Origin of the sequence: Qipengyuania aurantiaca, from assembly GCF_019711375.1 — a bacterium.
Classification (GTDB): Bacteria; Pseudomonadota; Alphaproteobacteria; order Sphingomonadales; family Sphingomonadaceae; genus Qipengyuania; species Qipengyuania aurantiaca.
The window spans coordinates 2,070,854-2,083,467 of sequence record NZ_CP081295.1; the positions used below are offsets into that span (position 1 = coordinate 2,070,854).

General features: G+C 64.2%; 12 protein-coding genes. 7 read left to right on the top strand and 5 right to left on the bottom strand.

Annotated features, from left to right (window positions below):
* Positions 1-20: 20 nt before the first annotated feature.
* The gene (locus K3148_RS10065) at positions 21-593 is read left to right on the top strand and encodes a protein-methionine-sulfoxide reductase heme-binding subunit MsrQ (RefSeq protein ID WP_221424682.1); all 573 of its coding nucleotides are present in this window, start codon (positions 21-23) and stop codon (positions 591-593) included.
* Here K3148_RS10065 and K3148_RS10070 read toward each other — a convergent pair.
* The 3 genes from K3148_RS10070 to K3148_RS10080 all read right to left on the bottom strand — a co-directional run bounded on the left by K3148_RS10070 (position 590) and on the right by K3148_RS10080 (position 4,456).
* Entirely contained in the window at positions 590-1,093 is a 504-nt protein-coding gene (locus tag K3148_RS10070) for a helix-hairpin-helix domain-containing protein (RefSeq protein ID WP_221424683.1), read from the bottom strand. The genes K3148_RS10065 and K3148_RS10070 overlap by 4 nt on opposite strands.
* 88 nt (positions 1,094-1,181) lie before the next feature.
* Complete coding sequence (locus K3148_RS10075) at positions 1,182-1,709, bottom strand: SixA phosphatase family protein (protein WP_221424684.1); 528 nt, start codon at positions 1,707-1,709, stop codon at positions 1,182-1,184.
* Positions 1,706-4,456 (bottom strand): ATP-dependent DNA helicase, encoded by a 2,751-nt coding sequence (locus K3148_RS10080; RefSeq protein ID WP_221424685.1) that lies wholly within the window; start codon positions 4,454-4,456, stop codon positions 1,706-1,708. Before K3148_RS10080 ends, K3148_RS10075 begins: the two co-directional genes overlap by 4 nt.
* A 261-nt stretch (positions 4,457-4,717) precedes the next feature.
* On the opposite strand from K3148_RS10080, the gene K3148_RS10085 reads away from it, so the two are divergent.
* The 3 genes from K3148_RS10085 to K3148_RS10095 all read left to right on the top strand — a co-directional run bounded on the left by K3148_RS10085 (position 4,718) and on the right by K3148_RS10095 (position 8,507).
* Entirely contained in the window at positions 4,718-6,031 is a 1,314-nt protein-coding gene (locus K3148_RS10085) for a S1 family peptidase (protein WP_221424686.1), read from the top strand.
* Positions 6,032-6,132: 101 nt separating this feature from the next.
* A complete protein-coding gene (locus K3148_RS10090) occupies positions 6,133-6,462 on the top strand; it encodes a hypothetical protein (protein WP_221424687.1) in 330 nt (109 codons plus the stop codon).
* Positions 6,463-6,878: 416 nt separating this feature from the next.
* The gene (locus tag K3148_RS10095; protein ID WP_221424688.1) at positions 6,879-8,507 is read left to right on the top strand and encodes a lysine--tRNA ligase; all 1,629 of its coding nucleotides are present in this window, start codon (positions 6,879-6,881) and stop codon (positions 8,505-8,507) included.
* Positions 8,508-8,529: 22 nt separating this feature from the next.
* On the opposite strand, the gene K3148_RS10100 is transcribed toward K3148_RS10095, so the two are convergent.
* On the bottom strand, positions 8,530-9,198 hold the full coding sequence (locus tag K3148_RS10100; protein WP_221424689.1) for a prolyl hydroxylase family protein: 669 nt from the start codon (positions 9,196-9,198) through the stop codon (positions 8,530-8,532).
* Between the two features lie 110 nt (positions 9,199-9,308).
* On the opposite strand from K3148_RS10100, the gene K3148_RS10105 reads away from it, so the two are divergent.
* Positions 9,309-9,869, top strand: coding sequence for a cytochrome b (locus tag K3148_RS10105; RefSeq protein WP_221424690.1), 561 nt, complete (start codon positions 9,309-9,311; stop codon positions 9,867-9,869).
* Positions 9,870-9,950: 81 nt separating this feature from the next.
* On the opposite strand, the gene K3148_RS10110 is transcribed toward K3148_RS10105, so the two are convergent.
* A complete protein-coding gene (locus K3148_RS10110; protein WP_247711543.1) occupies positions 9,951-10,940 on the bottom strand; it encodes an RcnB family protein in 990 nt (329 codons plus the stop codon).
* Positions 10,941-11,117: 177 nt separating this feature from the next.
* Here K3148_RS10110 and K3148_RS10115 point away from each other — a divergent pair, with 177 nt between their 5' ends.
* Together K3148_RS10115 and K3148_RS10120 are read left to right on the top strand one after the other, a co-directional pair.
* Positions 11,118-11,687, top strand: coding sequence for a PNPOx family protein (locus K3148_RS10115; protein WP_247711544.1), 570 nt, complete (start codon positions 11,118-11,120; stop codon positions 11,685-11,687).
* A 75-nt stretch (positions 11,688-11,762) separates the two neighbouring features.
* Positions 11,763-12,599: a substrate-binding domain-containing protein gene (locus tag K3148_RS10120; protein WP_221424691.1), complete on the top strand. Its 837-nt coding sequence runs from the start codon at positions 11,763-11,765 to the stop codon at positions 12,597-12,599.
* The last annotated feature ends 15 nt before the right edge of the window (positions 12,600-12,614 follow it).

A 12,614-nucleotide genomic window follows, 5' to 3' on the forward strand; every position in this document is an offset into this window, starting at 1 on the left:
CTGAAAACCGGATCGACCGCTTGAAACCCATCCCTTCTTCGCGCCTCTTCCTGTGGTTCGTGCTCGCCCTTCCGGCGCTGGCACTTGGTGGGCAATGGGCCTTCACGCCCGAAGCCTACGGCTATGGGCATGCCATCGCCGACAGCGGGGACTGGGCGGCGTGGTTGCTGATGGTGACGCTGGCGGTGACACCGGTCCGCCTGCTGTTTCGCAAGCGTCGCTGGGCGCAGTGGCTGATGCGGCACCGGCGCGACCTGGGGGTGGCGAGCTTTGCCTATGCTGCGATCCACACGGGCGTCTATATCTGGAAAAAGGGCGCGCTGGCCTGGAGCGGCGGCGAGCTGGGGCAGGACTTCATTCTTGCCGGGTGGCTGGCCTTCGCGCTGTTCGTGCCGCTTGCGGTGACCTCGAACGACGCCTCGATGCGGGCGCTCAAGCGGTCATGGAAGACGTTGCATCGGCTGGTCTATCCGGCCGCACTGCTGACCTTCCTGCACTGGATCTGGTCGGCCTTCGACCCGACCACGGCGTGGATCCACGCAGGGATCCTCGCCGCGATCGAAGGTCTCAAGATCTGGCTCCAGCGCCGTTAGAGCGTGACGTACTGGCGGAAGCGGGCAACCTCGGCTTCGTCGACATACTTGCCGATTTCGCGGTCGAATTCGTCCATGTCCGCATAAGGGCGGTATTCCATGAACTCGTGCTCCATCTTCTCGGTCATGCCGGGGATGAGCTTGATATCGGCTTCGCTGGCGCTGTTGAGGTTCACCGGCACGAAGACCGTTTCGAGCACGGCGGCGGCTTCGTCGGCGCTCATGGTTTCCATCAGCTTGGCATTGAACGCGCTGACGCTGTCATAGGGCTGGCCTGCGACGATTGCGGCGGCGGCTTCGGCCCCGAGACCGGCGGCGGCAAGCTGTTCGGCCGTCGCGGTGCTGGCGTCGAGCACGCCTTCGGTCGTCGCTTCGGCTTCCGCGGTATCGGTGGCTTCAGTTTCGGCGGTGGTGTCGGTCGCCTCTTCAGCCTCGCCCGAGCAGGCGGCGAGCGAGAGGGCGGTTCCGGCAAGGGCAGCGGCGACAATCAGTTTACGCATGAAATATCCTCTTATTGCGAAGTATTCGCATTAGCAGTTATCGAGGCGATGGAAAGTGATTTCTCGACGAACGAACGGGAAGGGCGGATCAATGCTCCGGTCCGAGCTCCGGATCGAGGTCGCGCGGGCGGGCGAAATGGACCAGCGTGCCGCAGCCTTCCTTCAGCTGCGACCAGTCGTCGATCTCGAGCTCGAACACGGCAAAAGCGGCGGTGGGGAACTTAACCTTGGCCTCGTCGAACAGGGCGTTCTCGTTGGCCGGGGCGACCAGTTCGAACAGCATGTCGCCAAGGCCCGGGTTGTGACCGGCGATCAGCAGCGTGTCCGCCTCGCCGCCCTGTTCGTGGATCACGTCGAAAATCGTGTCGGTGGAGGCGAGGTAGAGCGCCTCTTCCCACTCGATCTCCGCGCCGATGGCCGCTTCCTCCAGCGTGGTCTTCACGCGCTGCGCAGGGCTGGCGATCAGCTTGTCCCACTTCACCCCGTGATCGCGGATGTGGTCGCCGATCAGCGCGGCTCCCTTGCAGCCGCGCTTGTTGAGGCCCCGGTCGAAATCGCGCTTGTCGCTCTGCCCCCAGTCGGACTTGGCGTGGCGCAATAATCCCAGGATCTTCACGATTCTTCGCTCTCCGCTTCGGCCGTGTCGGCGTGAGCGCTGTCTCCAACACCCTTCGCCACGCGCTGTAAAGCTTCCGCAAGCGTCAGGCGTATGACGGGCGTGCCCTCGGGGAAGGCGGAGAGGAGGCGGCTGGGGAAGGCGGGCGAAAGGACGACGAAGTGCCCGGCGTCGTCCTTGCTGCGGATCAGCCGCCCGAAAGCCTGCGCCAGCCGGGCGCGGATGATGCGGTCGTCATAGCGCTGCGCGCCGCCCGCCGCCTCGGCTGCAGAGGCGCGGCGCGCGCGGTGGAGGATGGTGGGGCGCGGCCAGGGCACGCTTTCCATCACCACGCAGCGCAAAGAGCGCCCCGGCACGTCCACCCCGTCGCGCAGGGCATCGGTGCCGAGCAGGCTGGCGCGCGCATCGTCACGGAAGATGTCGGTAAGCGTGCCGGTGTCGATCGGATCGACATGCTGCGCGTAAAGCGGCAGGCCCGCGCGGGCGAGGCGGTCGGCGATCCGGCCATAGACCGCGCGCATGCGGCGGATCGCAGTGAAGAGGCCAAGCACGCCGCCCTCGCTCGCTTCGATCAGCCGCGCATAGGCTCCGGCCAGCGCGGGAATATCGCCGCGCTTGATGTCGGTGACGATCAGCACCTCGGCGCGGCCTGCGTAATCGAACGGACTGTCGGCCTGTGTGGTCTTGGGCGCGAGTTCGAGATGCGGCGTACCGCTCTTGGCAATGGCGTGCTCCCAGTCGGGGCCGCTCTCGTCCCGGTCGGTCAGTGTGGCGCTCGTCAGCATGACGCCATGCGCGGGTTCGAGCACGACCTGCGCAAACGGTTTCATCGGGTCGAGCCAGTGGCGATAGAGCCCGACGTCGAACTCGCGCGCGTCGTTGCGGTCGACAGCCAGCCAGTCGACGAATTCGGGGTCCGCCGGTCCGCCAAGGCGGCCGAGTAGCGCCTCCCACGCCGCGATCAGGTCGATCCGCCAGCTCAGCGAATGGCGAGCGCCCTCGATACGCGCGCGGCCCTGTCCGTCGAGCCAGTCGGGCGCGTCTTCCATGATTGCCTCGAGCCGCCCGGCAAGCTTGAGCAGCGGCCTGCGGATCTGCGCCAGGGCCTGCGCTGCCGTGCTCGCCGCCTCGACCAGCTCGCCAGGAAGCTGCGCGGTTTCGGTCTCGATGCCGTAGCCCGCTTCCTGCCCGCTCTCGTCGCGCGCATAGGTGGTGGCGCGGACCTGCGCGAGCAAAGCCTCGAGTGGCCCCGAGGGCGCGCCTTCCGCCAACCGCCCGAGCCACCCTTCCGAGGGGAGCGCCTCGGCCGCCTCGACCGCGGCCTCCACCGCATCGCCGCCCGCCTCGTCATAACTCGCGACATCGGCCAGCCGCGCGGCCAGCCCGCGCCGACGGCCGCGCGAATTGCGCTCCGGCCCGATGATCCAGCGGCGAAGCTCGATCGCCTCCTGCCCCGTCAGCGCGGCGGAAAAGGTGCTGTCTGCGGCGTCGAAAACGTGGTGGCCCTCGTCGAACACGATGCGCGTGGGGCGGCTGGCAAGATCGCGTCCGCGCGCGGCGTTGACCATCACCAGAGCGTGGTTGGCGATGACGAGATCGGCCTGCGCGGCGTTACGCGCGCTGCGTTCGATGAAACACTTTCGGTAATGCGGGCAGCCCGCATAGACGCATTCGCCGCGCTGGTCGGTCAGCGCCGCGATCCCACGCTTACGAAACAGCGTGCCGAGCCAGCCGGGCAGATCGCCCCCGATCATGTCCCCATCCTGCGTATAGGCGGCCCAGCGCGCCACCAGGTGCGCGAGGATCGCGGGACGCCCGGCAAAGCCGCCTTGCAGAGCGTCTTCGAGATTGAGGAGGCAAAGATAATTCTCGCGTCCCTTGCGCACCACCACAGGCGGCGAGCCATCGGGGCGCGTCGCAGGCCATGCGCGCGTGCTCTCGCGACGCAGCTGGCGCTGGAGGTTTTTTGTATAGGTGCTGACCCAGACCGTCCCGCCCGATTGCGCCGCCCATAGCGAGGCAGGCGCGAGATAACCCAAAGTCTTGCCGATCCCCGTCCCCGCCTGCGCAAGCAACACATGCGGGCGGCGCTGGCGATCACGCGGGGAGAAGATATGGCCCGCCCCGCGCGCGAACAGCCGCTGACCCTCGCGCCGTTCTGCACCTTCGCCGGTCAGCTGTTCGAGATGCGCCTCGATCTCCGGCTCCTCGATCAGGACCTGCGAGGGCTGCGGACGCTCGGGCGTCTCCTCCCACTCGGGCAGGCGCGTGAAGAGCCACTTTTCCGCCTTTTGCGGCTTGGCGACATGCGGGGCGAGGACGTTGGCCCAAGGCCAGCGCAGGCGGGCGAGCGACTGCAGGCTCGACCACGCGCCCTCGCGCTCGGCCCAGTCCTCGCTTTCGCAGGTCGCGACCAGCGCGCCTGCCGCCTGTTGCAGCAACAGCGGCACGCCCGCATCGTCCTCCGGTTCAGCCAGATCGAGCGCATGGGCGAGGCCCTTGGGCGTCGGTACGCAGAACTTTGCCGGATGAACGAAAGCGAACAGCTCCAGCAGGTCGAGCCCCGAAAGATCGGGATAGCCCAGCCGGCTCGCCACCAAGGGCGCGTTCATCAGCAGCAGCGGCGTATCGGCCGCCGCCATCACCGCCTCCCCCTTGGAGCACCCGCGCGTCGAACCATTGGCGTCGCGCAGCCAGGTACCGGCATGGCTGGCATGAAGCGCGGGAAGGGGGAGAGGCTGGCTCACCCCTCCGGCGTTAGAACACAAAAGGAACGCGGGGCAAGCGGCGTGGGCGAGTTATTTATCGGTCTTCGGCGGTATCTTGGAAACGAGGAGTTGGGCCGTAACCTCCGCTTTCGGGTGAGAGCGCACGAGCGAGTTGTGGCTTCGATATGCGAAAGCGGCCTTTTGCGCGAATACGAAGCCGGGGCTGTTACGGATCCCGCCGAAGCACCCGACCGGAACGAAAAATGCCAATCTTCATTAGGGATTTGAAGGGAATAGCGCATGAAAACAGCCCTGGTTTCAGCTGCGACTGTGGCGCTGTCGGCGTCGGTCGCCTCGGCCCAGCCTGAAGGACCTCCGCCAACGCCGCCCGAGCTTAGCGAGGAAGCCGTCGCGAAGGGAAGGTCATCCGATATTTCGCGCGCTTACGCAGAAGCCTTCGGGGTCAATTCGGGAGAAGCCAGAGACAGACTGGCTGCACAAGACAGAGCCGTCGTCTACGCAGAAGAGCTCTTGCGCTCCGAACCATTGGGTTTTGTGGATCTTGAAATTGAGCACGAACCCAATTTCAAGATCGTGATCTATTACAACAAATCGATCGACCGGCAAAAGCTGACCAGTGCTGCGCCAGTCGAATTGCGGCGCTTTCTGGTGTTCAATCCTATCAACAAATCCAGGGAGGAAATCCGGACTGACCGGCAGGTTGTTTCGCAGGCTCTGACGGCCGCTGGGCTGCAGTACGGTCTCGAATTCTCCCTGCGGAAAGGCGAATTTTTCCTGGAGATACCGGCCAACGCCGATGAAGAGCGGTATCGCGCCGTGCTGCCGGAACTGACGCGAGCCACTATCAGCATCGTGCGAGGGGCCACCAGCGTCGATGCAGCCGGACTTTATGGCGGGTATTGGTTCGAGGCCGAATTCTACTGCACCGCCGGGTGGCCCGTTCGCAACTCTGCCGGCACGGAGGGGCTTCTCACCGCCGGCCATTGTGGCCCTCCCTATGAGATGAATTTCTCATGGAACAGCGAGCGTCCGATCCTGGCACCGGCATGGGCACGTAAGGACGAATTGCGCGGTTACCAAACACTAGACCATGCCATGTATCCATTGGGGCGGCACACGACGACGCGGGTCATAAATATCGAGAACAACAGGGTTTATCGCGGCGAAACGAATACCGTCCCGGGCATTGTTACGGCATTCTACGAGATCGCCAGTCCGCGCCAGCCGGCTCGCGGCCAATATCTCTGCAAGATGGGTTCGACGACGGGGCTAACCTGCGGCATTGTTGCCGACCTCAATTTCAATGGCGACGGGCAATGGAATGTCGTCAAGGTTAGCCAATCCGCGCAAAGGCATATTGCCGAAGGCGGGGATAGCGGCGGCCCCGTTTTTTCGTGGAGTTCAGATGGCTCGATGGTGCATCCGATCGGTATCATGAAGCGTACCGCACGCGTGAATGACCAAGTTTGCCGGAACAGCAGCACCACAGCTTCGAACAACACGACGTGCTATTTCACGTTTATCCCGCTTACGACAATCCGTGCTTACGACCCCTTTCAGGTCAATACGGTAGACGGGTTTCGTTCGCCATGAGGCCTGTCGTTCCCGTTTCAGCGCTATCGCTTGCTCTCGCGATATCCCTTTCTGCCTGTACGCAGCCGGGCACCGGAGCTGCGCAAACTCCAGTTCCGGTCATGGCCGATTACGATCAATCTTTCGATGCTATCGCCTTCTCGGGAACACTGCGACGTAACGAAGAGTGCATCGTTCTGATCGGATCGGACGGAACGCGGTATGTGCCGGTTTTTCGTACGACGGCAGACGCGACCGAATTGGCCCGCAGGTTCGATTTGGCCGGCGGTGAGAGGGTTACGGTCAATGGGATGAACCGGTTTCCAAGCGATGGACCCGGTGCCGAAAAATTTCGCCCCTGGGCAGAGTGCGGGGGTCACTTTTTTACGTATGGCGGTATCGATCGCGAATGGAGCAAACCTCCCCGCCCCGTTAACGCGCCGGAAGGATAAGGTTCGAGGTTTTGCGCTCCTGTAACAGGTGGCGGGTGGTGAAGCTTCGTTGGTTAGGGCGGGAACGAAACCCTCTTCTTTCTTGGGCCTATTTCAGTTCGCTCGACTGGCCGGGCTTGGGCAGTACGCGGGTCAAGATGATTGGCCGAAGTCGAGGCTTGGGTCCGGTATTCGCCATTCAGCTGATCTGGCGTTGTCTGTCCTACTTCGGATCGGCTGATTAATGACATCTCATGACTATCGCTGAAATTCCTCTCTTTTATCCTCACTCTTGCCGCCCCATCGACTTACGGAATTTTCGTTCTCAAGACCGTGCTCCATGCGCTCCATCCTGTCGGGCCCGCCGCCTGCCGTTCCAACCGGTGTCCAACACTTCGCACTTGCGAAATGGGCGCGCAGGCGCAAAGGCGGTGGCCATGAGCATGAACGATCTGATCACCGCCGCACGTGTGTCCAAGGCCTGGCCCTTCCAGGAGGCGCAGCGGCTGCTCAAACGCTATCCCGATGGCGCGAAGCCCGACGGCAGCCCGGTGCTGTTCGAGACCGGCTATGGCCCCAGCGGCCTGCCGCATATCGGCACCTTCCAGGAGGTGCTGCGCACCACGCTCGTGCGCCGCGCGTTCGAGGCGATGATCGGGGCGAAGCCGGAAGACGGCAAGACGCGCCTCGTCGCCTTCTCCGACGACATGGACGGCCTGCGCAAGGTGCCCGACAACGTGCCCAACCAGGCGCTGCTCGAGGCGAACCTGCACCTGCCGCTCTCCCGCGTGCCAGACCCGTTCGAGAAGGGGCACGAGAGCTTCGCGGCGCATAACAACGCCATGCTGCGCGCCTTCCTCGACCGCTTCGGATTCCAGTACGAATTCGTCGCCGCGAGCGACATGTACAATTCGGGCCGTTTCGACGAGGCGCTGCGCCAGGTCCTGCGCAAGAACCAGGACATCCTCGACATCATGCTGCCCACTCTGCGCGAGGAGCGGCGCAAGACCTATTCGCCGATCCTGCCGATCTCGCCCACCACGGGCCGCGTGCTGCAGGTGCCGGTGGAGGTCGTCGATGCCGAAGCCGGCACGATCCGCTTCACCGACGAGGATGGCACGCAGGTCGAGCAGTCCGCGCTCGGCGGCATGAGCAAGCTGCAGTGGAAGGTCGACTGGGCGATGCGCTGGTACGCGCTCGGCGTCGATTACGAGATGTACGGCAAGGACCTGACCGACAGCGGCGTGCAGTCGGGCAAGATCGTCAAGGTGCTGGGCGGCCGCAAGCCCGAAGGCCTGATCTACGAGATGTTCCTCGACCAGAACGGCGAGAAGATCTCCAAGTCCAAGGGCAACGGCCTCTCGATCGAGGAATGGCTGCAATACGGCAGCGAGGAGAGCCTCGGCTTCTACATCTTCCCCAATCCCAAGAGCGCCAAGCAACTGCACGTCGGGGTGATCCCGCGCGCTGTGGACGATTACTGGCAATTCCGCGAACGGCTGGAGGAGCAGGAGCTCGACAAGCAGCTCGGCAATCCCGTGTGGCACCTGGCGCGCGCCAACGGCGGGTTCGAGGGGGCCGAGGCGCCGGGCGCGGGCGACAGCCTGCCGGTGACCTATGGCCTGCTACTCAACCTCGCCAGCGTACTGGGCGCCGAAGCGAGCGAAGAGGCGCTGCGCGACTATCTCGCCAGCTACATCGGCAGCGACGAGATCACGCCCGAACTCGACGTGCTGATCGGCACCGCGGTCGCCTATACGCGCGACTACATCGTGCCGACCCTGTCAAAGCGCGCGCCGACGGCAAACGAGGTGGAGGCGCTGAAGGCGCTCGACGCCTATCTCGCCAAGGCGCCGGCGGACACCAGCGCCGAGGATTTGCAGACCGAAGTCTACGAAATCGGCAAGCGCGAGGAATACGGCTTTGCATCCCTGCGGGACTGGTTCAAGGCGCTTTACCAGACCCTGCTCGGCAGCGATCAGGGGCCGCGCATGGGCAGCTTCATCGCGCTCTACGGGGTGGAAAACAGCCGCAAGCTGATCGCCGAGGCGCTGGCCAAAGCCTGACTGCGCGGCCTGTGGGGTCGGGTCAGACGTGCTTGCGCGTGCGGTACCATTTGGTGAGCACGTATTTCGAACCCTCGATCACAGGCGTGCCGGCGTGCATCGTGTCCTCGTTCGGCGTGCCGTCGGGCTTGGCGTTGTTCCAGATCAGGAGCACGCCGGGCTTGGGTTCGATCGAGGCGCCGACATGGGTGAAATGGGTGTGCCCGCCCTGCGGCACGCGGTTGAGGAAGGCCATGGCCGTCCAGCACCGCTGGCCGCCGCGTTTGCGTTCCATCTTCCAGTATTCCTGGTCGGTGTAGAACCAGTCGTTATGCGGCTTGAATTCCTGCCCCGGCAGATAGCGCTGGCCCTGGATCGCCTCGCCGGTCATCGGGTTCATGCCGAGCAGGTCGTCGATCCGGCGCGAGATGCCTTTCACAAAGGGATCCTGCGGGTTGAAATTGCCCGAGTAGGAGGTGCGGAACTTCTCGATATAGGCGGTTTCGTGCAGCTCGCTCGGCCGTGCAACCACATCGATCATGGTGATGAACCGGCGGCATTCCTCGGGCGTGAGGAAATTCGCTACGGCGAAAATCTCCGCCTTGTCGGTGGGCACCTTGTAGATGCTCTCGTCGGCTTCCAGCCGCTTGCGCACCTGTGCGCCGATACGTTTAAGAGCGTCTTGGTCGGGAATCACGGCAATCTTGGTCATGGACACTAGTGTTAGCGTTGCCGCGCGCCGCTGCAAGCAGGCATCTTGTGCGAATTGCGCCAGCCGCTAGATTCGCCGCCACAAGGATACGGGACGGGAGGCACCCAAACATGACCGATACGACTGCTGCACGCCGCTATTCGCTGGGCGCGATGATTTTCCACTGGGTGATCGCAATTGCGGTCATCGTGAACTGGCGGCTTGCCGAAAACGCCGAGCATGCCGAGGCGATGGAAGACAAGATGGCCATCTTCGCCGATCACAAGGCGCTGGGCATCCTGATCTTGGCTCTCACCCTCGGACGGCTCTTCTGGCGCTGGACCCACCCGGTTCCGCCGCTGCCCTCCGACCTTGCCAAGTGGGAAGCGACACTCGCCCGAGCGGTCCACATCATTTTCTACGTCCTGCTGATCGGGCTGCCGCTGGGCGGCTGGTTCGCCAACTCGCTGGCGGGGCGTGAGATCGACATGTTCGGCTTCTTCACCATTCCCCCACTGCCGCTGGGCGAGAATGGCGATCTGGCGAAGTCGATCTTCGGGCTGCACGCGACCGGTGGCTCGCTCTTCATCTACCTCATCGCGCTGCATATTCTGGGCGCGCTGAAGCACACCTTCTTCGACAAGAACGGCGGCATCTTCCGCATGCTGCCCTTCGGAAAGGTCCCGGGCTGACACGAAAAGCCCCCGCCGATCGCTCGGCGGGGGCACTTGGCGCTCGCGGTCCACTCTCACGCCGCGAACGGCAATTCTGAGTTACCAGAAGAAGTCGTAAATCACGTCGACCACTTCGCCGCTGTAGATATCGACCAGCAGCACGTCGTCGTAATAGCGGACCCAGCGATAGGGGCCGTAGACCTCGGGCAGGCGATAGTGCCAGGGATCGTTGATCCAGTAGCGGCTGCCGAAGAACAGGTTGCCGAGACGGAACCCGATGTTCAGGCGGCGATAGCGGTAATCACGATAGGGCGCGTAATAGCGGCCGATGCGATAGATGTGGCGGTTCGAATGGCGATAATCTCGCCAGTTGTAGCGCCGGTCCGCGCGCCAGCGGCGCTCGCTCCACCGGTTGTATTCATGCCAGCGGCGGCCGTCGTAATAGCGGGCACGCCGATCGGAACGATGTTCGCTGCGCTTGCCGTCGCGATAGCCGTCCCGATAGGATTCGCGGCTCTGGCGCCGGTCTTCGCGGGCGTCGGCACGACGCTCGTCGCGGCGACCTTCGCGATAACCGTCACGGCGTGCGTCGCGATAGCTACGGTTGCGATCTCCGGTGTAGGTCCGGTCGCGATCGGCACGGCGGTCGCTGCGGTTCCAGTCACGGCCCGAGCGCTCCTGCGCCCGGTCGGCGCGGCGGTCGCTGCGGTTCCACTCGCGGCCCGCGCGCTCCTGCCGACGCTCGGCAGCGACGCGTTCGGCAGCGCGGCGGATCGACTCGTTGCCCTGCGGACGGCGGTTTTCGCTACGGTCGGCGCGGCGTTCCTGACGGCGTTCGGAGCGCTGCTCTTGCCTGCGCTCGGAACGCTGTTCCTGGCGGCGTTCACCGCGCTGTTCCTGCCGGCGTTCGGAGCGGCGCTCCTGCTTGCGTTCGCCCCGTCGTTCGGAGCGGCGGTCGTCGCGGTCGCGCTGGCTGCGTTGTTCGGCAGCCGCTTCCGCAGCAGAGGCCGCGGTGGGCAGGGCAGTGGTCGCCATCGCAATTGCAAGGGCGCCCAGCGCGCTGCCTTTCATCAGCTTTATAAGTGTCATGGAGCGTGTCCTTCTCGGCTTGGTCAGCCGCTCCACACCTGCGGCTTTGTCTGTCGATGTCGCACTTTGTATCACAGCGTCCTGACCCCTGTCTGAACCGGCTCGTCGACCTCACGTTCATATTTCTGATTACTAGCCTGAACGTGAACCCTATCCCATGCCGCGCGTTCGGGTGGGATGGAGCATACACTCGCCTCGGTCCGTCAGGACTTGCTGGACCGCATGACCATCGCCGCGCAGGACCGGCATTCGCCCATGCACACGCCCGTCGTCGCCACTGCCGATGCCGATGCTCGGATCATGGTGCTGCGCGATTTCGACGCGGAAGACTGGACGCTGCGCTTCCACACCGACCGGCGCGCGCCGAAGGTGGGCGTGATCGGCGATGGTTCGCCAGTTGGCGTGCTCCTCTACGACCGCGAGGAGAAGGTGCAGATCCGCTGCCGGGGCCGGGGCTGGATCGAAGAGGACACCGCGCTCGCCGACACGAGCTGGAAGGAAAGCGATGCCTTCGCACGCCGCTGCTATTTGGGCGCGCCGCCAGGAGAGCCGCGGGATGAGCCCTCTAGCGGCTTACCCGACTGGATTGAAGGCCAGCGCCCGACCGAGGAGCAACTTGAGCCCGCTCGGATCAATTTCGCCGTGCTTATCGTGGAGATCGAAGAAGCGGACTGGTATTACCTGTCGAACAGTGGCCATCGACGTGCGCTGATCGACCGTGACGGCGGACGGTGGATCACACCTTAACTATGCGAACCGCACGGTTTTGTTAAGAATGGCGCGGTATTGTGCTTCACCAGGGTAATTGCAGGACAAGACAACGTGACAAGGCCATCCGGACGCATCCTCATGCTGTTCGACAACATGAATCGCGACTATGTTTCCCGCCTCCATTCGGGCGCAAGCCGCGAGGCCGACGCAGTCGGGCTGCAGCTGCAGATCGAAAACATCCATGCAACCGACAGCAAAGCGGAAAGCTTTGTGGACGATCCGGTCATCGCGGGTGTGATCCTGACCGCCCCCTTGTGCGATGACCGCCATGTCATGCTGCAGATCGAGAAGCGGGACCTTCCCTTCGCGCGAATCGCCTCGATGCTCGATCCGGGCCGCGGCATCACCGTTGCCATGGACGAGTACGATGCCGCCCGCTCGGTCACTGCGCTGTTGCTCGAAGCCGGACATCGCCGCGTCGGCATTATCCGTGGGCCGCGCTCGCACCTTTCGAGCATGCGGCGCTATAACGGCTTCACCGCCGCGCTGGGATCCAAGGGCGTGAAACTAGTCCCATCGCTGGTCGCGGAAGGAGATTACACGCGCAAAGGTGGCGAAGAGGCCGGCGCGAGACTGCTGGCGGCGAAGCCCACGGCCATCTTTGCCAGCAACGACGCAATGGCTGCCGGACTTGCCGATGCGGCCCGCAAGGCCTCGCTTTCCGTGCCCCGCGATGTGTCGATTGTCGGGTTCGACGACGATCCCATCGCCAAAAGCATGCATCCGCCGCTCACTTCGGTTCGCCAGCCGCTGGAAGACATGGGCGCGGCAGCGTGCAAGCTGCTGGCCGGGCGCATGGTCGGCCGCGGTTCGGGCAAAGCGCATACGGATGTGCCTTTCGAGCTGGTCGAACGTGCCTCGATCGCGCCACCCGGCGCCGCAGGCTGACAGCCGCGCCGCCGG

What these genes read in the sequence shown, in the direction of transcription:
- K3148_RS10070 (WP_221424683.1), bottom strand. Translation starts at nt 1,093, where the DNA reads ATGCGTAAACTGATTGTCGCCGCTGCCCTTGCCGGAACCGCCCTCTCG.
- K3148_RS10085 (WP_221424686.1), top strand. Translation starts at nt 4,718, where the DNA reads ATGAAAACAGCCCTGGTTTCAGCTGCGACTGTGGCGCTGTCGGCGTCG.
- K3148_RS10090 (WP_221424687.1), top strand. Translation starts at nt 6,133, where the DNA reads ATGGCCGATTACGATCAATCTTTCGATGCTATCGCCTTCTCGGGAACA.
- K3148_RS10095 (WP_221424688.1), top strand. Translation starts at nt 6,879, where the DNA reads ATGAGCATGAACGATCTGATCACCGCCGCACGTGTGTCCAAGGCCTGG.
- K3148_RS10100 (WP_221424689.1), bottom strand. Translation starts at nt 9,198, where the DNA reads ATGACCAAGATTGCCGTGATTCCCGACCAAGACGCTCTTAAACGTATC.
- K3148_RS10105 (WP_221424690.1), top strand. Translation starts at nt 9,309, where the DNA reads ATGACCGATACGACTGCTGCACGCCGCTATTCGCTGGGCGCGATGATT.
- K3148_RS10110 (WP_247711543.1), bottom strand. Translation starts at nt 10,940, where the DNA reads ATGACACTTATAAAGCTGATGAAAGGCAGCGCGCTGGGCGCCCTTGCA.
- K3148_RS10115 (WP_247711544.1), top strand. Translation starts at nt 11,118, where the DNA reads ATGGAGCATACACTCGCCTCGGTCCGTCAGGACTTGCTGGACCGCATG.